The organism is Oceanobacillus sp. GQ8 (assembly GCF_059758495.1).
In genome coordinates this window covers 39446-65052 of record NZ_JCAXEV010000004.1, presented here as the reverse complement: position 1 = coordinate 65052, position 25607 = coordinate 39446, and the positions used below count along the sequence as shown (strand labels likewise).

Genomic DNA, 25607 nt, shown 5'->3' with positions numbered 1-25607 from the left:
ACAAAATCTTATTAAAATGGATACTCTCGATTTTCTGCTTGTACACTAATCCATTGAGTTGTTGTGAATTCATCCATTATCCATTCGCCATTAAAGCGTCCGATGCCTGATTGCTTTTCACCACCGAATGGCATATGAGCTTCATCATTAACTGGCATATCATTAATATGGACCATACCAGTTTCAATTCGTTTGGCAACTTGCATGCCACGATAGCGATCTTTTGTAAAGATAGACCCACTTAATCCATAAGGGGAATCATTGGCAACTTTAATTGCCGTTTCTTCATCTGATGCACGAAGAAGGGAAGCCACAGGTCCGAACATTTCTTCTTTCGCTGCGGGCATATCGTTGGTAACTTCTGATAAAATAACTGGTTTTATAACATTTCCCTCTGTCTTAAATTCTGTGTGGAGCTTGGCACCTTGATCGATTGTACTTTCTACAAGCTCTTGTATATGCTCTATTTGTCCTTGGTTAATAATTGGTCCGATTAACACATCGTCCTCAGCAGGGTCGCCTGCCTTAAGTCTTTTTGCAGTTTGTGTGAAGGACGAGACAAAGTCATCGTAAACACTATCATCTATGATAATGCGATTCAGAGATAGACAAATCTGTCCTTGATGAAGGAAAGAACCGAAAACGGCTGCTTCGGCTGCTTTCTCAATATCTGCATCCTTCAAGACAAGCATTACATTATTTCCGCCAAGTTCAAGAGAGGTCTCTTTTAAATGTTTACTTGCAAGCTGAGCAATATGCTTTCCTACCTCTGTCGACCCTGTAAAAGAGATGAGTTTAGGGACTGGGTGCTCAACAAATTCATCTCCGATCTCAGATCCACGTCCAGCTACTACATGAATGACGCCATCCGGAAAGCCTGCTTCCTGTAGTAAATCAGCAATTAACAAACCGGATGTTACTGGTGTGTCGGAGGATGGTTTTACTACTACCGTATTCCCTGTTGCCAGTGCTGGTGCGATCGTACGCATTGCTAGATGGAATGGGAAATTCCACGGACCGATTACCCCAATTACGCCCTTAGCAGAGCGGAAGGTGTAATTTTCTTTCCCTTCTGTATTAGAGGCCCCCGTTGTGCCTTGCATTCTTGTTGGGAAGGAAGCTGATTCACGGATAATTTGGATCGCTGACTGAATCTCAACTTCTGCTTTAACTTTACTGCTTCCTGCTTCTTTGATAAGCCATTCAACAATATGTGCTTTATTGCCTTTTATTGTCTCGATTAAGTGAAGCAAATATTCCTGTTTTTTAGCTGGTGTCATTGCCTCCCATTTTGGTTGGTAGGCAGCAGCTGCTTCATATGCTTGATTAAGATCTTCCGGATTTGCTGATTGAATGGTTCCTAAAGGTTCCCCGTTGTATGGATTATAATTCTCAACCTTTTTACCAGAAGACCCTGTCGTCCATTTTCCATTAATAAATAGTTCAGTATATTGGTTTTGCATTTAGACTCAATCTCCTTTCCGTCATTATAATGTTATTTCCCTAGGTACGATACCTGCAAACACGGAGGGGATGTCAGAGGAGAGATAATGCTCTTTGTCTGGTCTGTCTCCTCCCCTAGAATCATAGGCTATCCATAGGAAATAGATTGGGGGAGACTAGTTATGGAGATCATAGAGCCATTACTAAAGATACTGCTTGTCAATATTATTCTAAGTGGAGATAATGCTGTCGTCATCGCGATGGCAAGTAGAAAATTACCAGACCACGTCAAACGGAAGGCTATCATTTGGGGAACGTTTGGGGCAATAGCATTCCGCATTCTATTCGTCTTTCTTGTGCTCTATCTTTTGAAACTGCCGTGGATACACCTGGTTGGAGGTTTGCTTCTTTTGTTCGTAGCTTATAAATTATTGATGGACAAGCCGGATGATCATCAAATAAAGGTTGGCAGCTCCCTGCAAGAGGCGATCACAATTATTATTTTTGCGGATATTTTAATGAGTCTGGACAACGTCCTAGCTATTGTGGCCATTTCCAATGGCCAGTTTTTGCTAATCATGATTGGTATAATGATTAGCATTCCAATTATTCTTATGGCCAGTGGTCTAATTATGAAAGCCATGGAACAATATCCAAGTATCGTATATGGAGGGACAGCATTACTGGCGTGGACCGCGGGAGAAATGATAATGAAGGAGGAAAGAGTGGCCCAGTTATTGGACATCTTATCTTTTCCCAAATCTATATTTCTACTTGCTCTCATTTTTCTTGTTCTAATCATTGGTGGAATTCGTCGGAGAAATCAGATAACATGATAGAATAGAAGAAAAGGAGGTGTTTTTGAGAATGATTGAAACGGATAGACTACTTCTAAGACCGTACACTGAAGAAGATTTAGATTTCTATGCAGGATTATGGGCTAATTCGAATATCGTGCGTTACATTGGAAAAGGAAAAACGAAAACATTTGCAGAAGCTAAAGATAGTTTGGGACACTGGGTTTCGGAGTATGAGTATGGGTTTGGATTGCAGGCTGTTAAACTAAAAGCAGAAGATAAGCTGATAGGCCATGCCGGTCTGGTGAGACAAACAATTGAAGGAAAGGAAGAAATAGAAATTGGGTATTGGTTACTTCCAGATTATTGGGGGAGAGGACTAGCTAAAGAGTCGGCTATTGCATTACGAGAATATGGATTAGAGGAGAAAGGGTTAAGCAAGTTAATTAGCTTGATTAATCCGAATAACCCCGCATCCATTTTCGTTGCTAAAAAGGCAGGGCTGAGCTATGAGAAAACATTAAGGCTTTCTGAAGGGGATACGTTAGTATATTCGATCAAGAATGCTTAGACAGTTCTCCTCTTCATTAGGTTCGTATATCTAGCGTTTTATATGACTTAATTTTGTTAGGAAAGGAGTAGGGTTAATTGTTAAATCGCATTTTGGATAAATTCGGGCTACAGGTTCAATCATTTCTTGAAGTAGATGATTCGCATAGCTCCACGGTTTATAAATGTATTTTACATAATGGCGAAACTGTTTATTTAAAAATACCTTTTACAAGATTAAAGTACCAAAGAGAGTTAGAGGCTTATATTATTTTAATGGGCAAGGTCTCTGTCCCGGAATTGTTAGATTATTGGTCTGGTGATGAGGATTGCCCAGGAGCTCTTTTATTATCTGAATTACAAGGCAACCCATTAACACCCAATGTAACTAAAGCAGCAGCCTATCGTGTTGGGGAACTTCATGCCTCCGTTCATGAAATTCAGCCGCCTGATGGTTTAAAGGGAATTGAAAATGAATTTGTGAACTGGTCTACTTTTATAGAAGAAAAGTTTTATAGTTTTGCAGAAGATGTAGAAAAAGTACTTGAGGAGCGTTTATACAATATAGCTATTAAGAAATTTGAAAAGATGAAACGAGAGCTTCCTAAACCAGACGGCCCAAGTTTTATACATATGGATTTTCGCCCAGCAAACATCATTGTGGATGAGAATAATGATGTTGGCGTTATTGATTTTGAAAGTGTACGATTTGGTTCAACAGAAGTTGATTTCACCAAGTTGCATCGTGATTTTTTGCGCTTCGATGTTACATTATATAAAGCCTATCAAGATGGCTACAACAGTGTGAGGCCGTTAATTGATTTAGAAGCAGTCCTGCCTTTTTATCAGTTCACAGATGCTTTTAATAGTATCGGTTGGTGTAAACGACGTGGAATTGAAAAGAATGCTTTATTTCTTGAAGAAAATCTCGCGATTTTAAAAAGGCTTGTTCAGTAGTGTGGGAATTTTCGGCTATGATATTCTTATTTATTTAAATAGCGGAGGTGGAAAAGAAGATGAATACAGAGTTGACTAGGTTTCGAGTCAAACAAGGTGCAGAAGCGAATGTAGACGAATGGATGAACTTTCTCCGCGAGCATATGCAGGATGTACTCTTAACTTTAGATAGTGAAAAGATGTACGTGGAAACAATTTTTCGGGAGACTGTTGATAGTAGAGAGTATTTGTATTGGTATTCCATACAAGGGGAAAGTGGACAGGAAGTGGAGGAATCCACCCACTGGATTGATAAAAAACACCTTGAGTTTTGGGATATTTGCATTGATCCTGATTATAGGCCTGTTGATCTTAAAACAGAGGTTGTGATGATTCCGGATAAAGTGAAAGACAATATGATTTAGTGGAGAATTCACTTTTTTATACATAATAAACATTATTAACTACCCTAAAAGTAATAGTTTAACAGCAGGAGGCAGTACGATGTTTGAACTGACGTTATTGGAATGGATTTTGGTAATCTTTTGTGCGCTTTGTATTGGTTTTTCAAAGTCAGGATTGCCTAATTTAGTTATATTGGTTGTCACATTACTTATGTTTGTCTTCCCTGCAAGAGATTCTGTCGGTATTCTGTTGCCGATGCTCTTAGTGGGGGATTTTTTTGCAATTATTTATTATCGTAGAAATGTAAAATGGAACCATTTAAAAGGGTTAATTCCGTGGGTGTTAATTGGGATTGTTGCGGGTTACTTTGTACTTGAACATGTAAATGATGCGCAACTAAAGCCGTTGATTGGGATTATTGTGCTTGTCATGATCACCCTAAATTTCGTGCGGGAGCGATTCGGTACGAAGTTTAATACTTTATTACCTAACTCATTGGGTTTCACGTTGCTGATGGGGATTCTGGGCGGTTTTACCACTATGGTAGGAAATGCTGCTGGAGCAATCATGACAATTTATTTATTAGTGAAGGGGCTACCTAAGAAGGAATTTGTTGGAACGGGAGCGTGGTTCTTTCTGTTTGTTAACCTCATTAAGGTACCGTTCTATGTCCATCTGGAGCTCATTACAGTAGAATCAATTTCGTTTAATGCATGGTTAGTCCCTGCTATTATTCTAGGGGCGTTTATTGGTATTAAGGTACTACCAATTATTCCGCAAAAAGTTTTTACTATCCTTGTGTTAATTTTGGCGGCCCTTGGAGGAATTAATCTACTTTTGAATTAGCTTTACTATTTCGATTAAAGCTTAATCCGAACCACCGAACTTATGACAGTATCTTCGGCGGTTCGGATTTTTTGTATTCCATTGAATGAACGGGGTACTACAGGGGTATACAAGTAAAAAGCTTGAAATCGAGGTGGATATTATGGATACGGAAGATCATGCGAAGATGATAATAAAGTATGCCGGTCGGAATTTGTTATCTGGTATATTATTTGGCTTAGGAATTGCTGCTTTTATTGATGAAACAGTATTCCATCAGTTACTGCGATGGCACCATTTTTATGATAAGTCTACGACAGATATTGGTCTTATTTCCGATGGGCTTTTCCACGCATTCAGTTGGTTCGCTACCATTGGTGGTCTTTTTATGTTTGCGGATCTGCGGCGCAGACGGGCACTTTGGCTAAAACGTTGGTGGGGCGGGTTGCTCCTGGGAGCAGGTGCTTTTCAATTATATGATGGATTGATTCAACATAAGGTAATGGGACTGCATCAAATTCGTTATGTTGATAATGTTTGGGTTTATGACATAGTTTGGAACGGTGTTGCAATCTTCATGATCTTGGCTGCATTGATCATTCTTTTCCAAACAAGAAAAAAAATGAATGAGCTCAAGGAGTCGAGTTCGGATGCATAACGGAATACAAGGAGTGTGGACTATTATCGTTCTAGCTCTATCTATTGCTGGGATTGCTGTTTATTGTCTAGCAGGCTTTCTTTCCAACCGAAAAAGCCATTTACAACCATGGGCAATGTCCAGATATATTCTCTGGACTTTAGGAATAATTGCAGCCACTTGTGCAGTCATAGGGTCTTTAGCAGAATGGGCCCACACAAATTTTACTGCACATATGCTGGGCCATCTCCTACTCGGAATGCTTGCGCCACTTTTATTGGTACTCTCTGCACCAGTGACTTTAGTGCTTCGAGCGCTTCCTGTCAGGCAGGCGCGTTTCATTGCCAATTTCTTAAAAAGTTTCCCTGTATCGGTGCTTAGCAATCCGATTATTGCTTCCATATTAAATATAGGAGGACTATGGCTGCTCTACACAACAAATTTATATCACTTCATGCACCATAATCTTCTCGTTTATTTGCTTATTCATTTTCATGTATTTGCAGCTGGATATTTATTTACAGCAGCGATGATTTATATCGACCCGACACCTCATCGCTTTTCTTATTTATATCGTAGCATTGTCCTCGTGTTTGCTTTAGGAGCACATGCGATTCTGTCTAAATATATATACGCACATCCTCCAATTGGAGTCCCCACTCACGAGGCAGAGGCAGGAGGAATGTTAATGTATTATGGTGGGGATGCGATTGATTTGGTGTTGATTTTTATTCTCATGTCACATTGGTACCGTTCTGCTGCACCACGCCAAGCGTTGGCAAAGTTCGAAACTGTCTAGGCATTAGAAATGATTTTGCCCCTGTGGATAATACCCGCCATAGTAAGTGGAGGAATTTTCGTTTCTAGAATAAGTGTGTTTTACAGGCTGTTGATTGGCATATTGTTGTTTTACTTGGTTCTGTTCACATTCATCTGTTGGCCCAATAATAATGGTTTCATTGTTAAGTGGAGAAAGTGTTTTGCGTAACTGATCAGCATTCAGGCAATACGTATGTGCCAGTACTTCAACTGGTGTCTTTGTCAGAATGTCAGATCCAAAAATATACTCAGGATACGGGGCGTCAAATATGGCCAACAAATGTGTTTGGTCTGTTGTTGCTTCCTCCCAGTGCCACCATCCTTGAGGGATGTTAGCCACTTGTCCAGGTCTTATGGTAATGTTGCTGACCTCATTATTAAATGGGTTAATAAAGGATACACGTGCTTCACCGGAAATACAATAAACGAGTTCGGCGGCGTTCTGGTGATAGTGTGGTTCTACAACTCGCTTATCACTTAAGTAAATATCTAGTAGCGAAACATTTCCTAAAGTATTCAGCACATCTCTTCCTAATCGGTTAATGTAATTCTGTCTGTTCCTTGTAAATAGTCGATTTTTATTCAAATCGGCAAAATATGTGTCATTCTCACTTGTGTAATCCATGTATGAGACTGTCATGCGATAACAACTCCCCGTCTTCGTTTTTCCCTCCCAGTTTATGCCTCATAAATTGAAGTCGTGACAAACGCGGAATTTTCTCTTCAAATCTTTTTCCAGAAATTTTCATGCATATTTTTTTGCTAATGTGGTAAAATAAGAACAGATGTTCTGAACAAACGTTCCGGAAAGGATGTTCTCAATGAATGGAGTATTCAAGCGTTCGATGGAAACAAAACAAAAGATTGTAGTGTTCTATATGGATGGAAATCAACAGATTACGCAACGTTTTATTCGTGTGCTAAAAATGGATGATACACTAGTTCTTGCTTATTGTTATTATCGAAAAAGCGTACGCACTTTTAAACGCGAAAACATCCTTTCCGCTGGACCAACCAAGAAGAAAGTGGGGGCATAACAATGAGTGTCAATGACAGAGGTACGATAAAATGGACAGCGATGATGCTGCCAGAGCATATAGAATTACTAAAAAAGATGTGGGCAGAGCAGGAGTTTAAGGAAAAACCGATGCTTTCCGAGTACCAGATGGAAGAGATTAATTTACAGCTTCAACTTGCATTGGCGAACGATTTGACCATTGAATTGGAATATTTCCGAGACCATGATTACCGAAAAATAAAAGGCAAGCTACTTGGTGTTGATGTTTTGAATAGGTTTGTGAAAATTAATCAGGAGTATTTGCCGCTTGATCATTTGACGGGAGCCTGGATTGATTAACGGTTTTAGTTTCTGGTTGTGAAACGAGAAGGGTAATTCTATACTGATAGTATCATAGCTAAGGGGGAAGCTACATGCAAATCGGTGTAATGAGCTACAATATTAGGTGCCTGACAAGTGAGGATGGAACGCCACATACATGGGCGGAAAGACTACCAGAAGTAATTAAGGTAATCAAGGATAAAAATCCAGATTTTATAGGAATCCAAGAAGCAGTACCACAGCAAATGAGCGATCTAGAAGCAAATCTGTCCGACTATCAGTGGATCGGGGAGGGAAGAGATGGCGGTGAGAAAGGAGAACGATCTGCGATTTTTTTCCGAAAAGCTACTTTTGAAGCAATCGATACAGCTACATACTGGTTATCAGAGGACCCGGAGGAGCCTGGATCCAAAGGGTGGGGGAGTTCCTGTCCGCGAATTGTGTCATGGGGAAAATTCCGTAGTCTAGATAATGGAGAGGAACTCTATATCCTAAATACACATTTTGATCATATAGCTTCCAAAGCACGAGAGAAGGCTGCAGCATTACTGGGGGAAAGATCTGGTTTGAGTGAAGGATTGCCTACCGTATTAACAGGGGACTTTAATGCGAATCATGAAAGTACTCCTTTCCAAATTCTAAAGGAGAGTGGCTATCTAAACCTATGGGAAACCGCAGAGGAACGAAAAAATGACACACTGGGAACGTTCAATAATTTTCACGATCCTACAGGTGGAGGGAAGGAATTCCGAATTGATGGGATATTGGCAAAAGGAGAGGTCACAGCTCGTTTTATAGAGGTCGTTAATACAAGAAATGGAGATCAATTCCCAAGTGATCATTATCCGCTATATGCTGTGTTAGAGGCAGGAGGAAATGCTTAACATGGTAAGGAGCAGCTACTATGCTGCTCCTTTACGTTTTTATAAAGCCTTATTTTGCATATCACCTATTACCTTCCCAAATTATTTACTCGAGATCATCCTCTTAGTACGATATTGTTTACAAATCCCGTCAGATAGGAATAGTATTAAATTAGCAACATAGACTGACATTTAAACAAGGCATTGCAGCAGAGAAAGGAGCACTAATTATGCTAGACTACTTCCTATCATTGCACCCAGTTGTCCAAGCAGGGATTGCGACATTATTTACTTGGGCTATGACCGCACTTGGGGCTGCACTCGTATTTACAACTAAAAATTTTAATCAAAAATTAATGGACAGTATGCTCGGATTCGCGGGCGGGGTTATGATAGCGGCCAGTTTTTGGTCTTTACTTTCCCCAGCGCTAGACTTGGCAGAAGAAAATGGCTCCATTACCTGGGTACCCGCAGCAGTTGGATTTATGCTCGGGGGCATTTTTCTATGGGGAATTGATAAAATTTTGCCACATTTACATCCCACCTCTCCAATGAGTGAGGCCGAGGGATATCAGCCCAAAAAGAAAAAGCGTAGTACGTTACTTGTTTTGGCGATAACCTTGCACAATATTCCAGAAGGATTAGCGGTTGGGGTTGCCTTTGGGGCTGTGGCTGCAGAATTTCCATCTGCTTCAATTACAGGGGCAATTGTTCTTGCATTAGGTATTGGGATACAGAACTTTCCTGAAGGGCTAGCTGTCTCCATGCCACTACGAAGAGAAGGTATGTCCCGCCGTAAGAGCTTTATGTACGGTCAGTTTTCCGGGATGGTTGAGCCAATTGCCGGGATTATCGGGGCGATGGCTGTTACCTTTATACAGCCGCTTCTTCCTTATGCATTAAGCTTTGCAGCAGGAGCGATGATTTTTGTTGTAGCAGAAGAGGTAATTCCTGGTTCGCAGGAAGAAGGAAATAAAGATCTTGCAGTGATGAGTTTAATGATTGGGTTCACCATCATGATGATACTTGATGTTGCCCTTGGATAAGGCAAAAAGGAGCTTGGTTACCCAAGCTCCTTTTGTATGGTTTGATGATAGCCCCTGTTGATACGATGTGTTTATAAAACTTTAAAGACTGATTTCTTCTATTTTCTTGAATACTAAAGAATAGGTTGCTTTTATGTGTTCATTTGTCTTTTCGTCATTATACAAACCAAACCCCAATTCTCTTAATGAGCCATTATCAGAGTCCTTCATCACACCAGTAGCAAACATGTTACCAGGCGCCCATTCCCAAGACTGACTATACTCTGTATCTTTTAATGTAAAAGGAAGATGGCTATTAGCGGATATAAAAAAGACCGGGATATCAGAATTCAGGTAAATATCTGCATATTGACTGTTGGAGGCTTGGAAAAGTCTTTCTTTCATAACAAAGACGGCATCGTAGTTCACCATTTCACCTTTTGCCAATTCCTCAAATGATATTTCATTAAATTCCACCTGTTTTTCTCTGATCTGAGGAGAAATTCCAATCACTGCAACTTTTAAAGTTTTCCCATTATACAATTCAAATTCTCCGGTAATAGAATTATCCAAAGGATTTGTTCCTTGAGCACTTTCAGCATTACTTCTATTCGATTCAGTAGATATTCCGTTGTTCGTTTCACTCTTACATCCCACTAATATAAATCCAATTATGATAAATAAGATTAAACCCTTTTTCATAAACACCCTCCTACATAAATTTATAATTAGTTTTTTATTAGACTTACTAAACCCGCGTTAGGGAAACGATAATTTCACAATATTTCTACTTTATTTCACCATAGCTCCTTGGATATGGTTATGACTAACTAAATTTACTAAGTCCATTGCCTGTAGTCAGTTCTCCTCCATATAAACGATCATCTTCTACTATGCTACGTACCAATGTATAACTTTCTCATTTTACTACTAAAAAAAGCTAACTCTCATAATTTCACAGAAAGTGCGGATAATGAATAGTAAAAAGGAAGAATGGTGAAAACATGCATATAAATGAATCCTATCAACCTGGAGAGGTTGTTTATATTATTATCCGCAATCCCCATGCCCAAGACGTGGCACATGTGCAACAGGCTGCTGTAGTTGAAAATCCAGATCAAAACGGTGAACTTGCACTATTTATACACGAGACTTATTTTCCATTAACAGAGGAGTTTGCGGTATACAAAAGTGCTGAAGAAGCAGAGGAAGCATATCAGGTTGCTTTTGGACTACCGGAAACAGAGGATTATTATGGTTAAGCCTTTTGTGCCGCAACTTGTATACGTAGAGCCACGAGCTATGGAATATCCGCTTGCCAAGGAGTTAATTGGAAAGTTTGAAAAGATGGATATTGAGATAAGGGAAACAACATCTCATAACCAAATTCGTAACTTACCTGGTGAGAATCATTTTCAAAAATACCGGACAGCAAAATCAACGCTCGTGCTCGGTATCCGGAAAACACTTAAATTTGATACGTCAAAGCCATCTGCAGAGTATGCAATTCCCTTTGCAACAGGCTGTATGGGACATTGCCATTATTGTTATTTGCAAACAACGATGGGAAGCAAGCCATATATCCGATCGTATGTAAATGTAGACGAGATCTTTGATGCAGCAGAGGAATATATGCAAGAAAGGGCCCCTGAATTCACCCGGTTTGAAGCATCTTGTACTTCCGACATCGTTGGAATTGATCATCTGACACACACATTGAAAAGAGCAATTGAATACTTCGGAAAGTCTGAGCATGGCAAGCTCCGTTTTGTTACGAAATTTGCGCATGTCGATCATTTGCTAGATGCAGAGCATAAAGGTAGGACGCGTTTCCGTTTTAGTGTAAACGATGATTATATTATTAAATATTTTGAGCCAGGGACGTCCCGCTTGAAAGAACGTATTGAAGCGGCAGTAAAGATTGCTGAAGCTGGATATCCACTCGGTTTTATCGTTGCTCCAATTTATTTGCATGAGGGTTGGAAAGAAGGCTATAAAGAGATGTTTGAAAGGCTGGAAGCGGCCTTGCCTGCAAAAGCCACGAAAGAATTAACTTTTGAATTAATTCAGCATCGCTTTACCAAGCCTGCCAAGCGAGTCATTCAGGAAAATTACCCGATGACAAAGCTTGAGCTCGATGAATCAAAACGAAAGTGGAAATGGGGAAGATACGGAATTGGCAAATACGTATATCAAAATGAAGAACAGGAAGACATTAAAGATACGCTTGGTGGCTATATCAACCACTACTTCCCTGATGCTAAAATAGAATATTTCACATAAAAAAATGAAACCTGCCAGCCTTTACTGGTGGGTTTCATTTTTTCGTGGCAAATCAATTCCTTTTTCACTCAGGTTATCAAGACAGTCCTTTAAATAGACAGGGGTATGCTCTGGATAGAGTGGTCTTTCTAGTTCGTCTACATGCTCGTTTCCATAAAGGCTATTTTCATTATGTGCTTCAGAAATCTTTCCTCTATAAAAAGGATCTTCCCATAAAGGATCGACCCGATATCCTCGTTTTTGCATCTCCCTCATAATTAATTGATGGTAGATAAACAGACGATATGGTGAATAATCGAATACATAATTTACTGTAGAATGTGGCTTACCCCAACCATTACCTCTAAGAGCACAGCATTCGCGGTGCTGTCCAAGCAGCTGTTGTCTAGGCAGGTGGGGTATTAAATTTTCGTGCCAAAGTCGCATGGTGATTCCTCCTGGTGTGGTGTTTGTTATAGTTTAACGATAGACAAAGATGATTTGCAACTAGATCGTGTCCCATGAGACTCATTATTTGTTGTAATCCTTACCTGCTATTCCTAACTAGAGAACAAAGCTTGAAAATAGTTATACGTACGAAGTTGTTCTTCATTAGATACACGCGGAACGAAGGAGCCTCCTATCCGATGAAGAAATTGTCCATAAAGCTCCATCATTTTCAATTGCTGTAAGGCCATTTCTACGTGAACATTTCGCACGTTTTGGTTTTGCATCATTAAAGCAGAAGTGAAATTCGTATTGGCCATATCTTTAGCTGACGTATGTGCCTCCCTGGCAATCCAGTGGTCAGCCTGGCTAATTCCGAAATGCCCCATGGAATTTTGTTCAAGCAAGGTCATATTGATTGGAGCAAGTTCTACATAAGTCGTATGATAAGGGTCAATTAATTCAAGCATAACCCGCACATGATCAGACATCATATTGTATTGTAGGGAGAGGATTCTGATAAGTTCAGTACTTGTGGCTATTTCCTGATACGTTCGTAATTTTTGTAGCATTCCCTCATGTGCCATTAAATGATCTGACATGAGTCCAACGTCTACAGCTGGTAAATGTTCCATATGCTCACCTCATAAAATAGGTTAGTTCCCTATAAATTATGGTGGGAGAGTAAAGTTTGTTCATCCCATTGTTTAGAAAGATTACAAAGTTGGGTAGAAAACTATACTATGAGGTGAAAATGATGTTAACTACTATATCTTGGATCGCATTATCCATTGGAATAATAAGTTCCGCCATTATTATAGTGGATGTTATCAGGCATCCTCAGCACATGAAAGTAATGAACTTGGTGTGGCCGATAAACGGATGGTTTTTTGGACCATTCGCACTTTGGGCTTACTTTAAGTGGGGACGTCTAAATGCAAAAGACTCAGAGCGTGAAGATCGACGGAAAACGCCTGCAAAGGTCTTTGTGTCGACAAGTCATTGTGCTGGGGGATGCACAGTAGGGGATGCAGCAGGTGTGCCGTTTGTGGCACTAACTGGTTTCACGATAGTAGGTTCCACTTTGTTTGCACATTATTTGGTTGAATTTATCCTAGCATATTTAGTCGGAATTATATTCCAATATTATGCGATCTATCCAATGAACAAAGATCTTGGTAAAAAAGGTGCGCTTAAGTCAGCGATAAAAGCAGATTCCGCTGCACTTATTGCATTCGAAATCGGCATGTTTGGCTGGATGGCAATCGTTCATTTTGTTCTTTTTGCGGTGTCACCAAAACCTGATACTGCTGTATATTGGTTTATGATGCAAATTGCCATGATACTCGGTTTTCTTACAAGCTATCCAGCCAACTGGATACTTGTTAAAAAAGGAATTAAAGAAGTAATGTAGATTAAATGTCCCAATTAATGGGGCATTTTTCCATTCTAGGCAGGATTTTTTGGGGAAAACAAGAAATGTATAGATGAGGAGGTTGCCCATGGAAATTATCTTTATGTTTGTAGCGGGATTTATTGTTTTTCTTATCGCCCTTATCACCATTTTTAGAAGTGCGATATTCAGAATAAAAGAACCAGCAAAGCAGAATGAGGAGAGAATTAGTCAACTGGAGAAACGCTTAGAAAAACTAGAAACAAGAAAATAAATGAGTTTAGGAAGCATGGCAACATACATAGGAGAGAAGAATGCGTATGATCGAATTAAAAGATGTAGACGTTAAAATAGATGAACAGGTTATTTTAAATAATGTTTCCTTACGTATAAAGGAAAAGGAATGTGTGGCTGTTATTGGAGAGAACGGGTCAGGAAAAAGCCTATTCTTAAAGCTTTTAGCAGGCGTTGTTTCTCCAAGCCATGTGAAAGGGGATACTAAAAAGTATGGATTTGTCCCGGAAATCCCTCCAAAATCACTCCATTTCACTGCCAAGGAATACTTAATACATATGGGGAGAATAGAGGGAATGAGTAGGGAGGAACTTAAAAAAAGCGTAACACTTCTTTTTAAGCAATTTAATTTCAACTTCCATCGAGATTACATTTGTAGACTTTCTAAAGGCAACAAACAAACAAAAAATAAATCTTATGCAAAGTTTGCTTAAGGAGCCGTCTATCCTTTTACTTGATGAGCCGCTTTCTGGTCTAGATCCCGATTCGCAGGAAATCTTATTACAGTATCTAAAACGGTTGAAGGAAAAAGGCACTACAATTATTTTCACTTGCCATGAGGGCTTATTAAAAGAAAATTTGGCGGATCGTATTCTTCTTGTCGAAAATAAACAGGTGAAAGAAGGGGGGATGAAAACAGAAAAAACGTATCGTACGATTCAGTTTTCGGGAAACCTTGATAAAATTTCTCCTCTAATTAAAACGACACTAGATATGCAAACTTTACGAAGACTCCAAGATGGAAGCTATGAGATAAATGTAGAAGCTACCAACAGTGATAGACTACTTTTAACAATTATTAACCAGGGTGGAAAGATAGAATTTCTATCAAAAACGCAGAATATAAGTGGACAAACAGAAGGCCAGGTGAGATTGTGAAAGCACTCGTTTCCTATATGTTAAAAGACTATTTAAGGTCCTACTTATATGTGCCGCCTGTCAGTTTATTTTGCTTGTGGACATTTGTTGCATATACATACGTTCCTAACCCGGTTTTCAGTAGCTATGCTGTTTCATGTGCAGTCCTGTATTTTGTCGCGGCCTGGTTCACGATAACCCTGGTCAATAGAGAGGATGCAACCCAGCTCCATATTACAGCTGTACATGCAAAGAGCTTTATTACTGTATTTATTAGCAAATTAATTGGCGTTATGATTATGAATAGCTGTCTTATCATAATAGCTGTTCTATATCCAATTTTGATTGGTGCTTTCCATAGGTCTATTACAATGTGGGACGTAATGGTAGCAATTACTGCACATTTCCTTATTTCTTTCCTCAGCGTCGCCGTGTCGCTTTATTTCACAAAAATATGGAGCAGAAGGATACTCAGCACTTGGCTGTTACTTGTGTTGATTTTAGTAACCTCACTTGTTAAAGGTGGCGTGGTAGACAGTCTTCCAAGTGGACTTTCTTATGTTACATGGATTTTCCCTCCTTCTTTTGCAATAATGGAGGTGCTCTCCCAGGATACTATAACAGCGAATGGCCAGCTGTTTTTCACTTTTATCTACATACTTGGTTATGTATCTATATTAACTGCAATTTTTTTGGTTTTAGTACGAAAAAGAACGCCTTTCTAATTTGAAAGGCGTTCTTATCTTAATATCTGTAGATATCCGGCCGACGATCAGAAAAAATCGGAATACGCTGTCGAACATCATCTACTTGCTCTACATCCAATTCACTGTATAGGATGGTTTCTTCGTCGGCAGCTTCTTCCAGGATTTCTCCCCAAGGCCCAATAACCATAGAATGACCACCAAATTGATTGTTAGGATCAGCACCAACTCGGTTGCAGGCTACAACATAGCATTGATTCTCAATAGCTCTACTGATTAGCAAGGCTTTCCAATGGTCTATTCGTTTTGCAGGCCACTCCGCAACAACATATAAAACCTTCGTATTATCAAGCATATGTGTTCGGATCCATTCTGGAAAACGAATATCATAGCAAATAACACCTGCAGATTTTATTCCGGCCAATTCGAAAATACCATCCTCACTACCTTCAACCAAATACTTTTCCTCATCCATCAATCTAAATAGATGCGCTTTTGCATATTCCTTTACGAGTTCACCATTTGAATTGATAACGAACATGGAATTGGTTACGCCACGTTCTGTGCGCTTGGCAACAGACCCTGCTACAAGATGCACGTCATATTTCTGGGCAAGTCTAGAAAGGAAGGAGAGGGAACGTTCTCCATTAGAGTCGGCAACCTCCTCTAAACGGGTGAGATCATAGCCAGTTGTCCAAAGCTCGGGTAAAACCACCACATCTACTTTCTTATTTTTAAAACTTGCAAACTTGCTTTCTACCTTTTCTTCATTTGCTACCGGGTCTCCAAATGTAATGTCTATCTGCAACAAGGCAACAGATAATGTCATAAAACCAACTCCTTTATAAAGCAAGGGTAAGCTACCAGCCTGATCGTAATATAAATGCACGATGTTATTGGTGCTTATTATCCCATCGCCTCATTTTCCTGTCAATTAACCTGTTCCTTTGGTAAGTGTAGCTTTACAAACGGTGTAAATTTGGCTAACATAGATAATTAGAATTTTAGAATTATTAGAGGTGAGAAAACCGTGCAAAGCTTTCCAGTATCAGATACCTTGAAACGCCTGCCAGAGCAGTTTTTTGCCAAATTGGTAAAAAAGGTACAAGCATTAAGCAGCGAGGGACATGATGTTATTAATCTTGGCCAGGGGAATCCTGATTTGCCAACGCCAAACCATATAGTAGAAGAATTAAAGACAGCAGCGGATAATCCTGTCTATCATAAATATTCTCCGTTTACAGGTCATGCTTTTCTTAAAGAAGCGGTGGCAACCTTTTACAAGCGGGAATACGATGTGGATATTGATACAGAATCAGAGGTAGCGATTCTTTTTGGTGCCAAAACAGGACTGGTTGAAATTAGCCAATGCCTGTTAAATGCAGGAGACACAGCATTATTACCTGACCCTGGCTATCCAGATTACATGTCCGGAATTGCCATGGCTAATGCAAATCCAGTTTTTATGCCATTGTTAGAAAAAAATAATTTTCTACCAAATTATCAACAACTAAATCAAGCTGACCTTGAAGCAGCAAAGTTACTATTTTTAAACTATCCAAACAATCCGACTGCCGGTGTTGCAAACAAGGAATTTTTTGATGAAACAATTGAATTAGCAAAACAGAATGAAATCTGTGTAGTACATGACTTTGCATATGGGGCTATTGGCTTTGATGGAAAGAAACCGCAAAGTTTTATGCAATCAGCTGGAGCAAAGGATATTGGGGTAGAAATGTATACCTTGTCTAAAACGTATAATATGGCTGGTTGGCGTGTTGGTTTTGCTGTTGGAAATACTTCCGTGATAAAAAGCCTTAATCTAATTCAGGATCACTTATACGTTAGCTTGTTTGGCGCTGTGCAACAAGCAGCAGAAAAGGCTTTACTTGGTGATCAAACGGCTGTAGATGAATTAGTAGCTACATATGAGAGTAGACGCAATGTGTTTGTAGAAAAATTGCAGGAAATTGGGTGGAACGTTCAAGCGCCACGCGGTACATTCTTTGCATGGCTTCCTGTCCCAGAAGGATATACATCAGAGGAATTTGCTGACCTCCTTTTGGAAAAAGCACATGTTGTCGTAGCACCAGGTAACGGCTTTGGTGAAGCGGGAGAGGGCTTTGTGCGAGCTGGATTGCTAGCTGATGAAGATCGACTTGCTGAAGCCGCAGCTCGAATTGGGAAGCTAGGAATATTTAAAACTAGCTATTGACAAAGCGGAATTCAGAGACTATGATAATCATTATGCTAACAATATGAATATTTCTTATCTAGAGTGACGGAGGGAAAGGCCCGTAGATGTCACAGCAACCTTCCATTTGGAGTGGTGCTACTTCCTTCAGAATGATTCATTCTGAAAGATAAGTGTGAGATACTTGTAATCGACACCCTCTTTCATGATGAAAGGGGGTTTTTTGATGGATTGGATTTACAGGCGGAATTGGAGTGAACGTTATGATTAAGGTAGAAAAGGTAAGTAAGGTCTATGAAACAAAGTCCGGCCAAGTCGTTGGTGTGGATAATGTTTCACTGGAAGTACCTAAGGGAGAAATATACGGCATTGTAGGATATAGTGGTGCAGGAAAAAGTAGCCTAATTCGCTGTATGAATATACTAGAACGGCCAACTTCAGGAAAAATAATAGTGGACGGTGTTAATTTATTAGAGCTTTCCCCAAAGAAGTTACGAGAAGCACGACAGTCAATCGGCATGATCTTTCAAGGCTTCTATCTAGCCTCAGCTAAAACCGTATTCGATAATATCGCATTTGCCTTAAAGGCGGCTGGAGTAGCTCCATCACAAAGGAAGAAGCGGGTAGAGGAGCTGCTTGAATTAGTTGGCTTAACAGATAAAATAAATCATTACCCTGCACAACTAAGTGGTGGACAGAAGCAGCGTGTTAGTATTGCGCGAGCCCTTGCAAACAATCCTAAGGTCTTACTATGCGATGAAGCAACCTCAGCATTGGATCCGAGCACAACAAAATCCATTTTGCAGTTATTAAAGAAAATTAACCAAGAGCTTGGGATCACCATCGTTTTAATAACCCATGAAATGGAAGTAGTGAAGGAGATTTGTGATACATGTGCTGTTATGCAGGATGGAAGAATTATTGAGCAAGGACCATCTTATAACATTTTTGCAAACCCACAGGAGGAACTGACAAAGCAGTTCATTGATACCATTTTGAACTTTGATTTACCAGCAAAGTTGCTTGAAGCCTGCAAAGGTACCATTCTCCAATTACAGTTTCGCGGTAACTTAGCGAGTGACGCCGTAGTGTCAGATATGCTGCAAAAGTTTCAGGTCAGTGGCAATATCCTTCACGGCAAGGTGGAGTACATAAAAGAGACGCCTTTAGGCATTTTCATTATGGAACTGTTAGGAGAAACGGACGAGGTGGCTTCTGCTAAGCATTATTTAGAAGAGCGGTTAAAGCAAGTGGAGGTGATCCAGCATGCTCGATAGAATAATAGAGATCCTTCCTGAGTTGAACACGGCTTTCTTTGAAACCTTGTTGATGGTGGGTATAGGCTTACTCGTCGCCTTGATTCTTGGGCTCCCTATCGGTATATTGCTGTATGTAACAGACAAAGGACTATTCTGGGAAAGCCGGATTGCAAAAGGAATAATTGGTATCATTGTGAATTTAGTTCGTTCTGTACCATTTATTATTTTGCTTGTCTTTCTATTCCCTGTTACAGATATCATCGTCGGACGTATTACTGGTCCACTTGCAGCTTCTGTTTCTCTATCGGTTGCGGCCATTCCTTTTTACGCTCGGATTGTAGAATCTGCTGCAAGAGAAATTGATAAAGGGGTGATCGAAGCTGCTATTGCCGTAGGGGCATCTCCATGGTTAATTATCAAGGATATTATTCTCCCTGAAACAAAGCCTGGACTTATCAGTGGGTTGACGATCACCGCAATTAGTTTGATAGGATATTCTGCCATGGCTGGAACCATTGGCGGTGGCGGGATTGGTGATTTAGCCATTCGCTATGGCTATTACCGGTATGACGACACGGTAATGATTACAACAGTTATTGTATTAATTGTGTTGGTACAGCTTATTCAATATCTTGGTGATTTTATTGCCAAGACTGTAAATAAAAAATAAAAACATGATGGAGGCACAACAATGAAAAAGGCACTTATATCAATTACGGCATTATTATGTATTCTTTTACTTGCAGCGTGTGGGGATGATGAATCTGGAGCAGGGGATAATGAGGGTGAGTCTAAGTCGATTAAATTTGGGGCTACTGTGGGGCCATACAGTGATATGGTAACAAAAGCTCTTGCGCCATTATTAGAAGAAAAGGGCTATGAAGTAGAGAACCAAGAGTTTACCGATTATGTACAGCCAAACAATGCTTTATCAAGAGGAGACATTGATGCGAACTTATTTCAGCATACGATCTATTTAGAAGCCTTTGCAGAAGAAAACGATATGGACCTATCGTCTGTGATTGCTGTTCCTACAGCGCCAATGGGCTTATATTCTAATACTTTTGCAACTACGGATGAAATTGCTGAGGGAAGTACTATTGCTATTGCAAATGATCCTACCAATCTTTCTAGAACATTATTAATGTTGCAAGATCAGGGGTTAATCACTATAAGCGAAGAAGTAGACCCATTAAAAGCTTCTATTAAGGACATTGTGGAGAATCCAAAGAATCTTGAATTCGTTGAAGTGGAAGCAGGACAACTGCCACGTCTAGTGGATAGTGAGGATGCTGCTGCAGTTCCAGGAAACTTTGCCCTTGCTGCCGATATGGATCTGCTGGATGCGCTGGCTCTGGAAGAAATGCCAGATAATTACCGGAATGTTGTTGCGGTTAATACAGATGATCTTGATGCGCAATTTGCCAAAGACATTAAAGAAGTTATCGAATCAGATGAATTTGAACAAATTATTGATGAGGAATTTCAAGGCTTCGGGAAACCGGGCTGGATGACTGAAGAATAATCACTTTTAAGCCCTATTGTGCTAAAGCATGATAGGGCTTTTATTACATAATTGACTTTCAGGGGATTTGAAATGGTAACAAGTATAAGGAAGTGTGGAGAAATAGTCTGCTATGTGCTATCCTCGTATTATAATTTTGGGAAAGAAATAATTCGTGATACTCGAAGCCTAACGTTCATAAATTTAGGGAATATAGGAAGGCTAGAGAAGAAGTGCGATATGGAGAATGGAGGTTAGCAGGTGAAAGGAATTATTTCATTTACTTACCGTACACCAAAGGGTGCAGATACTGTTCTATACTCAGATGAAATGCGTGCGGCAAAAGCATTGTTATTAGCAGAAGACATGGAAAGAACAGGAAGAGCTAATGATATACAATTCATTGATACGCACGAATATAGCTGGAATTTAAAAGAATTACGCAAGCAGTTGGAAGAGATAAAAACAGAGCCACATGATGTGAAAATATACTTTGACGGTGGCTATGACCTAAAAACGAGAAAATCGGGCCTAGGATGTGCCATTTATTATGAACAAAATGAAAAAGCTTACCGTCTTCGAAGAAATGCACTTGTAGAAGAGCTTGAATCAAATAATGAGGCGGAATATGCTGCCCTTCACTTGGCTGTAAAGGAAGTGGAGGAATTAGGTGTGCACCATATGCCTATAACCATTATTGGGGATTCACAGGTCGTTATAAATCAACTTAGCGAGGACTGGCCTGTCTATGAGAAAGAGCTAGCTAAATGGGCGAACCGTATTGAGGACAAACTAGAAAAACTAGGCTTAGAGGTAGAATTTGAACTCGTTTCTCGTAAAAAAAATCGGGAGGCAGACCAGCTCGCTACCCAAGCACTAAAAGAAGTTAATATTTCTAGCCTAAAAGAAATGGACGGGTAGAGAATCGAAAAAAGGCAAATCCTATGGGTAAACTAGGGTTTGCTTTTTATAATCTGTTTCAAGTGAGGAGTTGGTAACAGGGTGATAATTAAATGTAAAAATTACTAGACTAAATAAAAATTCTATTTTCCACGCATCGCTAATTCTCCTTAGGAGGATAGGGACCTTCCCTTCCATTTTATTTAGCACACTTCATGTATAGAACTTGTACAGTAATTAAGGATAAACTTATTAAGTAATTTATCAACGTTAGAAGGTGTCTATATGGTCAAACTATTAATCATCGGTCCACCAAGTGTTTCTACGCACAAATTGTACAGCAGGGTGTCGAGAGAAGCTGATATTAACCTGATAGGAATTGTAGAAAACGAGAGCGAGATAAAGGATATAATCTCAGATGATCAACCCGACCTTATTTTAGTTCACTATGCTGAGGAGAGGCTGTACTTAGCTGAAACAATAAAGAACTCCTTCCCAGAAATGAAGCTAATGTTTGTATTATCCTCGAATAGAAAGGATGTTATTTTCTATGGATTAAAAATAGGTGTGGTGTCCTTTATCCTTAATAATGTAACACCACATTGTCTCGTTCAGTCAATTAGTAATGTGTGCGAAGATCAGCATGTCGTATCAGGAGAACTTGTAAGAACATTACTAGTCAATATCCGGACGGAGGATTTTTTTGAAAAGCAACTTTTCAATCATAAGCTTGGAAAGCATTTTTCTTTGTCACGCAGAGACAACGAAATTGCCTTTTTGGTTTATAAGAATAAAAAAAACATAGAGATCGCAGAGTATCTAAAGCTAAAAGAAAAAACAGTACGTGACTATGTCAGTAAGATATATCGTAAGTTTGGGGTTAGAAAAAGAACGGAGCTTATACAAATCCTTACAGAAATCATGCAAATAGAAGAAAAATTGTTGGAGAAGTAAGGTTGTTTCTCCTAGCTCCGATCACTTGAAACGAAAAATGAAACAATGGTACCTTTCGCTTGTTCGCTTTTAATAGTTATTCCTTCGCCAAACAACTGTCTTAGTCGTCTATCTGTATTGTATATTCCCACACTTTTTCGCTCCCTAGGGTTATGTTTTGTGAGGCGTACCTGTTGTTCAGAGTTCATGCCAACGCCATCATCCATTATAGAAATCCTTGTGAAACCCTTATATGCTTTTATGCTAATTGTTACGGTACCACCTTCAGACTGTTTTAAAATGCCATGGTTTATTGCATTTTCAACTAATGTTTGAATGGAAAGAGGAGGCAATTTCACTTTAATTCTTGCATCCACATCCCATTCTACATTAACACGATCACCAAACCTCGCCTTTTCAATTTCAATGTAGGAATGGACAAGCGCTAATTCCTCTTCTAGGCTAACGAGGGCTTCAGTATTTTTAAATGCAAAACTAGTTTGGATAAATTGAATGAAATGATCTAAAACATACCGCATTTTTTCTTCATCTATTTCCATTAGATACATAATGGAATTTAAGGTATTAAACAAAAAATGAGGCTTAATTTGTGCTTGAAGCCAAGCCGCTTCCATTCGCATATGTTCCGCAATGGAAGTTTTCAGCTTTACAAGTACATCTACGCGAGCCCTTAATTCTAGTGGATCCACCGGTTTGACAATGTAATCATTGGCGCCAGAAGCAAAGCCAGTAGACAAATCCTCTGGACTGTTTCTTGCTGTTAGTAATAGAACTGGCAACTCAGAAAGCGTGTATTGCTCTCTAACTTTTTTCGCTAATTCATAACCAGACATATATGGCATCATGACATCACTAATGAGCAAGTGGAATGTTTCGTTTTTTAATTTTTCCAATGCATCTGCTCCACTAAGAGCAGTTGTTATTTCATATTGTTCGGAGGCTAATATGTTTTTTAGCACACGCAAGTTGATTGTTTCATCATCCACTACGAGTAGCTTTGCTACTTCTGCGTATAGGATAGGGTGTTTCGTTTCTGCGTCTTTTGAAACAGCATGGGAAATAACTGGAAGGTTAGGTGTTTCAACAACAGAATGTTCCTCCTTTGCTAATGGCAAAGAGAAGGAAAATACCGATCCTTTATGCAAGGCAGAGTGAACCTCAATCTCCCCACCATGCAACTTAACTAATTGATGGCTGATGGTTAGTCCTAAGCCAACTCCACCCCTAACTTCGTTGACACCTTCCTCTATACCCTGCTCATATGGCTTGAAGATGGTATGTATTCGCTCCTCTTTCATGCCAATTCCAGTATCCGCAACAGATATAACCACTTTGTTATCCATGTAATTGGTAGAAATGGTAATGGTTCCTTTATCCGTATACTTAATTGCATTATGAAGTAAGTTGACGAGAATCTGAATCAGCCTATTTTCATCAGCTAGTACTGGTTGAACATCGCCCTGAACATCAGTTTGTATCTGGACTGGTCTATCTTCAAGTAAATACTGCAGCATGTCAACAACTCCTACTGTAACAGCTTCTAAAGGAAGTGGTTTCAACTGTAAGGTTACCTTATTCTCTTTTATTCTGCCCAAATCGAGCAGGTCGTTGATCATATAGGACATCCGCTTTCCCACCGTTATAAGTAGTTCCATATTTTGATAGTCTTCTTGATTCAATTTATTTTCTTTACTATGCAACACAGAATGCGCAATATTAATCATGCTGTGTAATGGATTACGTAGTTCATGTGAAGTATTAGCAAGGAATGCGTCCTTTCGCTTGTCCACTTGGATAAGTTCTTCGGAAAGCCCCTGTATACGATGTACGTTTCGTAAAAAACGTTTTAACCAGAAAGCGGAGAAGAGAAATATTGTAATTAAAAGATCAACAGGATAGAAAAATCGTTCAATTGTTGTGTTGCTATAAATAATGGCCCATACGACATTGTTTGTGATCGCAGCAGCACTTAGCAACAAGTACAAAACATCTTCCATTCGATTCCTGGCTGCTTTAAAAAATTGTATGGTAATAAAGCAGGTAGTAGTAAGTAAGACAATACCTAAAAGAAAGCGCAGACTTAGTATGTAGGTGACCGGTGCTAAAAGAATGAACCCTACATACAACAAATAAGCGGATAAAAACCATTTGAGCATTTTGTTAGCGTATTCTGGCAAAAAATGCTTGAAGAATAGAAGCATAAACGAAGCAATACTTGTATACACCAGGAAGAGTATTTTTACACTGCTTTCATAGGTGATAGGGATAAGTTTTAGAAGGAATTTATCTACATCTAAAAGTACCATGAGCATTGCATTTATAAGTAACAGAAAAAAGTACAGTAAGCTTTTTGGTCTTTTTCCAACAAAGTACAAGAAAGCAATAAAAATAGCAACAGCACCAAGGACAGTCAGAACAATGATCTGACTAATAACCGAAAACCTAGTCTCTTTGTTTATAGCCGAAGCATGTCCAAATTTCACAACTCCTACTTCTGATGATCGTATTGGATAGTTTCCGTGGGCAACGTGTACGATAATATCTATCGTTTCTTTATTCGATCGAAAAAATACAGTATAGGGGACCTTTTGGGCAATATAATCAGAAGGGTTCACAGATGGGTTACCAGAACCACTAATTTCCTCTCCATCAATAAACAGTTTAGTTGCAGATTGAATAACAGGCATACGAAGTCCATAATCAGTCGTTGTATCAGAAGGGGGGAGAAGGATTCGTAAATGATACGTGCCTACTGTATAAGTGGACCCAAGCGGAATGTTATTCCATCCATTAGGGAAAGTATTATATGTTTCACCATCTTGAGCCTGCTGTAATGCACTTTGATCCAATAACACATCCGGATAAAACGTCCATTCCCCCACTAGTGGGGTTGTTTGTATTTCTTCCAATTGGCCTTGTCTTAAGTCAAGCACACCCTCTTGTGCTTCAGGGTGGTGAGTAGTTGAATAGATACTGCCCCAGAACAGACGAAAGACCGTTAATACAAGTAGAAAGAAAAGAATTATAATCAGTATCATGGAAGGTTTTTTCATATGTAAGCTCCGTCTATATGAATTTATTAAAATAGGGAAATATTAACTTATGGTTATGATAATATAATAATAACAAGAAGCAATAAACATTGCTATATGGAATTTAGTAGTAAAAGGATAATTCTCTGTGGGGAAAAGATGGTCTGA

Annotated in this window: 31 protein-coding genes and 1 riboswitch; of the genes, 24 read left to right on the top strand and 7 right to left on the bottom strand. The window is 39.4% G+C overall.

The window, feature by feature from the left end; genetic code table 11:
- Window positions 1-11 precede the first annotated feature (11 nt).
- Window positions 12-1463 (bottom strand): aldehyde dehydrogenase family protein, encoded by a 1452-nt coding sequence (locus AC6CHS_RS12745; protein ID WP_498236614.1) that lies wholly within the window; start codon window positions 1461-1463, stop codon window positions 12-14.
- A gap of 162 nt (window positions 1464-1625) precedes the next feature.
- Between AC6CHS_RS12745 and AC6CHS_RS12740 the strand changes: the two genes are divergently transcribed.
- The 7 genes from AC6CHS_RS12740 to AC6CHS_RS12710 all read left to right on the top strand — a co-directional run bounded on the left by AC6CHS_RS12740 (window position 1626) and on the right by AC6CHS_RS12710 (window position 6391).
- Complete coding sequence (locus tag AC6CHS_RS12740) at window positions 1626-2279, top strand: YjbE family putative metal transport protein (RefSeq protein ID WP_498236613.1); 654 nt, start codon at window positions 1626-1628, stop codon at window positions 2277-2279.
- 31 nt (window positions 2280-2310) lie between these two features.
- Window positions 2311-2811 carry a GNAT family N-acetyltransferase gene (locus tag AC6CHS_RS12735; protein WP_498236612.1) on the top strand — a complete coding sequence of 167 codons (501 nt, stop codon included), beginning with the start codon at window positions 2311-2313 and terminating at the stop codon, window positions 2809-2811.
- Window positions 2812-2888: 77 nt separating this feature from the next.
- Window positions 2889-3746, top strand: coding sequence for an aminoglycoside phosphotransferase family protein (locus AC6CHS_RS12730; RefSeq protein WP_498236611.1), 858 nt, complete (start codon window positions 2889-2891; stop codon window positions 3744-3746).
- Window positions 3747-3805: 59 nt separating this feature from the next.
- Window positions 3806-4150, top strand: coding sequence for a DUF6176 family protein (locus AC6CHS_RS12725; RefSeq protein WP_498236609.1), 345 nt, complete (start codon window positions 3806-3808; stop codon window positions 4148-4150).
- A 79-nt stretch (window positions 4151-4229) separates the two neighbouring features.
- Window positions 4230-4976, top strand: a complete 747-nt coding sequence (locus AC6CHS_RS12720) for a sulfite exporter TauE/SafE family protein (protein ID WP_379554669.1) — start codon at window positions 4230-4232, stop codon at window positions 4974-4976.
- 142 nt (window positions 4977-5118) lie between these two features.
- Window positions 5119-5613: a DUF2243 domain-containing protein gene (locus AC6CHS_RS12715; RefSeq protein ID WP_498237333.1), complete on the top strand. Its 495-nt coding sequence runs from the start codon at window positions 5119-5121 to the stop codon at window positions 5611-5613.
- Window positions 5606-6391 carry a cytochrome c oxidase assembly protein gene (locus AC6CHS_RS12710; RefSeq protein ID WP_498236607.1) on the top strand — a complete coding sequence of 262 codons (786 nt, stop codon included), beginning with the start codon at window positions 5606-5608 and terminating at the stop codon, window positions 6389-6391. The genes AC6CHS_RS12715 and AC6CHS_RS12710 overlap by 8 nt, the downstream gene beginning before the upstream one ends.
- A gap of 3 nt (window positions 6392-6394) precedes the next feature.
- Here the strand turns inward: AC6CHS_RS12710 and AC6CHS_RS12705 are convergent, their stop codons facing one another.
- The gene (locus AC6CHS_RS12705; RefSeq protein ID WP_498236605.1) at window positions 6395-7051 is read right to left on the bottom strand and encodes a cupin domain-containing protein; all 657 of its coding nucleotides are present in this window, start codon (window positions 7049-7051) and stop codon (window positions 6395-6397) included.
- A gap of 181 nt (window positions 7052-7232) precedes the next feature.
- Between AC6CHS_RS12705 and AC6CHS_RS12700 the strand changes: the two genes are divergently transcribed.
- The 4 genes from AC6CHS_RS12700 (at window position 7233) to AC6CHS_RS12685 (ending at window position 9659) form a co-directional block, all read left to right on the top strand.
- Entirely contained in the window at window positions 7233-7448 is a 216-nt protein-coding gene (locus tag AC6CHS_RS12700) for a hypothetical protein (protein ID WP_036573662.1), read from the top strand.
- A gap of 2 nt (window positions 7449-7450) precedes the next feature.
- Window positions 7451-7768 (top strand): YolD-like family protein, encoded by a 318-nt coding sequence (locus tag AC6CHS_RS12695; RefSeq protein ID WP_498236603.1) that lies wholly within the window; start codon window positions 7451-7453, stop codon window positions 7766-7768.
- 74 nt (window positions 7769-7842) lie between these two features.
- Entirely contained in the window at window positions 7843-8634 is a 792-nt protein-coding gene (locus tag AC6CHS_RS12690) for an endonuclease/exonuclease/phosphatase family protein (RefSeq protein ID WP_498236601.1), read from the top strand.
- Between the two features lie 209 nt (window positions 8635-8843).
- Window positions 8844-9659 carry a ZIP family metal transporter gene (locus tag AC6CHS_RS12685; RefSeq protein WP_498236599.1) on the top strand — a complete coding sequence of 272 codons (816 nt, stop codon included), beginning with the start codon at window positions 8844-8846 and terminating at the stop codon, window positions 9657-9659.
- A gap of 81 nt (window positions 9660-9740) precedes the next feature.
- Here the strand turns inward: AC6CHS_RS12685 and AC6CHS_RS12680 are convergent, their stop codons facing one another.
- On the bottom strand, window positions 9741-10340 hold the full coding sequence (locus AC6CHS_RS12680) for a hypothetical protein (protein WP_498236597.1): 600 nt from the start codon (window positions 10338-10340) through the stop codon (window positions 9741-9743).
- A 302-nt stretch (window positions 10341-10642) separates the two neighbouring features.
- Here AC6CHS_RS12680 and AC6CHS_RS12675 point away from each other — a divergent pair, with 302 nt between their 5' ends.
- The gene (locus AC6CHS_RS12675; RefSeq protein ID WP_036576358.1) at window positions 10643-10900 is read left to right on the top strand and encodes a transcriptional regulator SplA domain-containing protein; all 258 of its coding nucleotides are present in this window, start codon (window positions 10643-10645) and stop codon (window positions 10898-10900) included.
- Complete coding sequence (gene splB, locus AC6CHS_RS12670; RefSeq protein ID WP_498236595.1) at window positions 10893-11921, top strand: spore photoproduct lyase; 1029 nt, start codon at window positions 10893-10895, stop codon at window positions 11919-11921. The genes AC6CHS_RS12675 and splB overlap by 8 nt, the downstream gene beginning before the upstream one ends.
- A 21-nt stretch (window positions 11922-11942) precedes the next feature.
- Here the strand turns inward: splB and AC6CHS_RS12665 are convergent, their stop codons facing one another.
- Together AC6CHS_RS12665 and AC6CHS_RS12660 are read right to left on the bottom strand one after the other, a co-directional pair.
- Entirely contained in the window at window positions 11943-12347 is a 405-nt protein-coding gene (locus AC6CHS_RS12665) for a TIGR02328 family protein (protein WP_498236593.1), read from the bottom strand.
- A gap of 113 nt (window positions 12348-12460) precedes the next feature.
- A complete protein-coding gene (locus tag AC6CHS_RS12660; protein ID WP_498236591.1) occupies window positions 12461-12982 on the bottom strand; it encodes a hypothetical protein in 522 nt (173 codons plus the stop codon).
- A 122-nt stretch (window positions 12983-13104) separates the two neighbouring features.
- Here AC6CHS_RS12660 and AC6CHS_RS12655 point away from each other — a divergent pair, with 122 nt between their 5' ends.
- From AC6CHS_RS12655 to AC6CHS_RS12635, 5 genes are all read left to right on the top strand, one after another.
- Entirely contained in the window at window positions 13105-13761 is a 657-nt protein-coding gene (locus AC6CHS_RS12655) for a DUF4396 domain-containing protein (RefSeq protein WP_498236589.1), read from the top strand.
- Window positions 13762-13849: 88 nt separating this feature from the next.
- Entirely contained in the window at window positions 13850-14014 is a 165-nt protein-coding gene (locus AC6CHS_RS12650; protein ID WP_498236587.1) for a hypothetical protein, read from the top strand.
- 46 nt (window positions 14015-14060) lie between these two features.
- A complete protein-coding gene (locus AC6CHS_RS12645; protein WP_498236586.1) occupies window positions 14061-14468 on the top strand; it encodes an ATP-binding cassette domain-containing protein in 408 nt (135 codons plus the stop codon).
- Window positions 14452-14913: an AAA family ATPase gene (locus AC6CHS_RS12640; RefSeq protein WP_498236584.1), complete on the top strand. Its 462-nt coding sequence runs from the start codon at window positions 14452-14454 to the stop codon at window positions 14911-14913. Before AC6CHS_RS12645 ends, AC6CHS_RS12640 begins: the two co-directional genes overlap by 17 nt.
- A 17-nt stretch (window positions 14914-14930) precedes the next feature.
- The gene (locus tag AC6CHS_RS12635; protein ID WP_498236582.1) at window positions 14931-15617 is read left to right on the top strand and encodes a hypothetical protein; all 687 of its coding nucleotides are present in this window, start codon (window positions 14931-14933) and stop codon (window positions 15615-15617) included.
- 19 nt (window positions 15618-15636) lie between these two features.
- Here AC6CHS_RS12635 and AC6CHS_RS12630 read toward each other — a convergent pair whose 3' ends face one another.
- Window positions 15637-16425, bottom strand: coding sequence for a carbon-nitrogen family hydrolase (locus AC6CHS_RS12630; RefSeq protein WP_498236580.1), 789 nt, complete (start codon window positions 16423-16425; stop codon window positions 15637-15639).
- A 201-nt stretch (window positions 16426-16626) separates the two neighbouring features.
- On the opposite strand from AC6CHS_RS12630, the gene AC6CHS_RS12625 reads away from it, so the two are divergent.
- The 6 genes from AC6CHS_RS12625 to AC6CHS_RS12600 all read left to right on the top strand — a co-directional run bounded on the left by AC6CHS_RS12625 (window position 16627) and on the right by AC6CHS_RS12600 (window position 22407).
- Window positions 16627-17811 (top strand): pyridoxal phosphate-dependent aminotransferase, encoded by a 1185-nt coding sequence (locus tag AC6CHS_RS12625; protein WP_498236578.1) that lies wholly within the window; start codon window positions 16627-16629, stop codon window positions 17809-17811.
- A 51-nt stretch (window positions 17812-17862) separates the two neighbouring features.
- Window positions 17863-17966: riboswitch (SAM riboswitch) on the top strand.
- Between the two features lie 87 nt (window positions 17967-18053).
- Window positions 18054-19067: a methionine ABC transporter ATP-binding protein gene (locus AC6CHS_RS12620; protein ID WP_498236576.1), complete on the top strand. Its 1014-nt coding sequence runs from the start codon at window positions 18054-18056 to the stop codon at window positions 19065-19067.
- Window positions 19057-19719, top strand: a complete 663-nt coding sequence (locus AC6CHS_RS12615; RefSeq protein ID WP_498236574.1) for a methionine ABC transporter permease — start codon at window positions 19057-19059, stop codon at window positions 19717-19719. Before AC6CHS_RS12620 ends, AC6CHS_RS12615 begins: the two co-directional genes overlap by 11 nt.
- Window positions 19720-19740: 21 nt before the next feature.
- Window positions 19741-20574 (top strand): MetQ/NlpA family ABC transporter substrate-binding protein, encoded by an 834-nt coding sequence (locus AC6CHS_RS12610; protein ID WP_498236573.1) that lies wholly within the window; start codon window positions 19741-19743, stop codon window positions 20572-20574.
- A gap of 240 nt (window positions 20575-20814) precedes the next feature.
- Window positions 20815-21474: a reverse transcriptase-like protein gene (locus tag AC6CHS_RS12605; protein WP_498236572.1), complete on the top strand. Its 660-nt coding sequence runs from the start codon at window positions 20815-20817 to the stop codon at window positions 21472-21474.
- A gap of 264 nt (window positions 21475-21738) precedes the next feature.
- Window positions 21739-22407, top strand: a complete 669-nt coding sequence (locus AC6CHS_RS12600; RefSeq protein ID WP_498236570.1) for a LuxR C-terminal-related transcriptional regulator — start codon at window positions 21739-21741, stop codon at window positions 22405-22407.
- Window positions 22408-22418: 11 nt separating this feature from the next.
- On the opposite strand, the gene AC6CHS_RS12595 is transcribed toward AC6CHS_RS12600, so the two are convergent.
- Window positions 22419-25460, bottom strand: a complete 3042-nt coding sequence (locus tag AC6CHS_RS12595; RefSeq protein WP_498236568.1) for a hybrid sensor histidine kinase/response regulator — start codon at window positions 25458-25460, stop codon at window positions 22419-22421.
- Window positions 25461-25607 lie beyond the last annotated feature (147 nt).

Excerpts from the sequence above, each read along its gene's own strand:
- AC6CHS_RS12745 (WP_498236614.1), bottom strand. The coding sequence starts at position 1,463 with ATGCAAAACCAATATACTGAACTATTTATTAATGGAAAATGGACGACA.
- AC6CHS_RS12740 (WP_498236613.1), top strand. The coding sequence starts at position 1,626 with ATGGAGATCATAGAGCCATTACTAAAGATACTGCTTGTCAATATTATT.
- AC6CHS_RS12735 (WP_498236612.1), top strand. The coding sequence starts at position 2,311 with ATGATTGAAACGGATAGACTACTTCTAAGACCGTACACTGAAGAAGAT.
- AC6CHS_RS12725 (WP_498236609.1), top strand. The coding sequence starts at position 3,806 with ATGAATACAGAGTTGACTAGGTTTCGAGTCAAACAAGGTGCAGAAGCG.
- AC6CHS_RS12720 (WP_379554669.1), top strand. The coding sequence starts at position 4,230 with ATGTTTGAACTGACGTTATTGGAATGGATTTTGGTAATCTTTTGTGCG.
- AC6CHS_RS12715 (WP_498237333.1), top strand. The coding sequence starts at position 5,119 with ATGGATACGGAAGATCATGCGAAGATGATAATAAAGTATGCCGGTCGG.
- AC6CHS_RS12710 (WP_498236607.1), top strand. The coding sequence starts at position 5,606 with ATGCATAACGGAATACAAGGAGTGTGGACTATTATCGTTCTAGCTCTA.
- AC6CHS_RS12705 (WP_498236605.1), bottom strand. The coding sequence starts at position 7,051 with ATGACAGTCTCATACATGGATTACACAAGTGAGAATGACACATATTTT.
- AC6CHS_RS12700 (WP_036573662.1), top strand. The coding sequence starts at position 7,233 with ATGAATGGAGTATTCAAGCGTTCGATGGAAACAAAACAAAAGATTGTA.
- AC6CHS_RS12695 (WP_498236603.1), top strand. The coding sequence starts at position 7,451 with ATGAGTGTCAATGACAGAGGTACGATAAAATGGACAGCGATGATGCTG.
- AC6CHS_RS12690 (WP_498236601.1), top strand. The coding sequence starts at position 7,843 with ATGCAAATCGGTGTAATGAGCTACAATATTAGGTGCCTGACAAGTGAG.
- AC6CHS_RS12685 (WP_498236599.1), top strand. The coding sequence starts at position 8,844 with ATGCTAGACTACTTCCTATCATTGCACCCAGTTGTCCAAGCAGGGATT.
- AC6CHS_RS12680 (WP_498236597.1), bottom strand. The coding sequence starts at position 10,340 with ATGAAAAAGGGTTTAATCTTATTTATCATAATTGGATTTATATTAGTG.
- AC6CHS_RS12675 (WP_036576358.1), top strand. The coding sequence starts at position 10,643 with ATGCATATAAATGAATCCTATCAACCTGGAGAGGTTGTTTATATTATT.
- splB (WP_498236595.1), top strand. The coding sequence starts at position 10,893 with ATGGTTAAGCCTTTTGTGCCGCAACTTGTATACGTAGAGCCACGAGCT.
- AC6CHS_RS12665 (WP_498236593.1), bottom strand. The coding sequence starts at position 12,347 with ATGCGACTTTGGCACGAAAATTTAATACCCCACCTGCCTAGACAACAG.
- AC6CHS_RS12660 (WP_498236591.1), bottom strand. The coding sequence starts at position 12,982 with ATGGAACATTTACCAGCTGTAGACGTTGGACTCATGTCAGATCATTTA.
- AC6CHS_RS12655 (WP_498236589.1), top strand. The coding sequence starts at position 13,105 with ATGTTAACTACTATATCTTGGATCGCATTATCCATTGGAATAATAAGT.
- AC6CHS_RS12650 (WP_498236587.1), top strand. The coding sequence starts at position 13,850 with ATGGAAATTATCTTTATGTTTGTAGCGGGATTTATTGTTTTTCTTATC.
- AC6CHS_RS12645 (WP_498236586.1), top strand. The coding sequence starts at position 14,061 with ATGATCGAATTAAAAGATGTAGACGTTAAAATAGATGAACAGGTTATT.
- AC6CHS_RS12640 (WP_498236584.1), top strand. The coding sequence starts at position 14,452 with ATGCAAAGTTTGCTTAAGGAGCCGTCTATCCTTTTACTTGATGAGCCG.
- AC6CHS_RS12635 (WP_498236582.1), top strand. The coding sequence starts at position 14,931 with ATGTTAAAAGACTATTTAAGGTCCTACTTATATGTGCCGCCTGTCAGT.
- AC6CHS_RS12630 (WP_498236580.1), bottom strand. The coding sequence starts at position 16,425 with ATGACATTATCTGTTGCCTTGTTGCAGATAGACATTACATTTGGAGAC.
- AC6CHS_RS12620 (WP_498236576.1), top strand. The coding sequence starts at position 18,054 with ATGATTAAGGTAGAAAAGGTAAGTAAGGTCTATGAAACAAAGTCCGGC.
- AC6CHS_RS12615 (WP_498236574.1), top strand. The coding sequence starts at position 19,057 with ATGCTCGATAGAATAATAGAGATCCTTCCTGAGTTGAACACGGCTTTC.
- AC6CHS_RS12610 (WP_498236573.1), top strand. The coding sequence starts at position 19,741 with ATGAAAAAGGCACTTATATCAATTACGGCATTATTATGTATTCTTTTA.
- AC6CHS_RS12600 (WP_498236570.1), top strand. The coding sequence starts at position 21,739 with ATGGTCAAACTATTAATCATCGGTCCACCAAGTGTTTCTACGCACAAA.
- AC6CHS_RS12595 (WP_498236568.1), bottom strand. The coding sequence starts at position 25,460 with ATGAAAAAACCTTCCATGATACTGATTATAATTCTTTTCTTTCTACTT.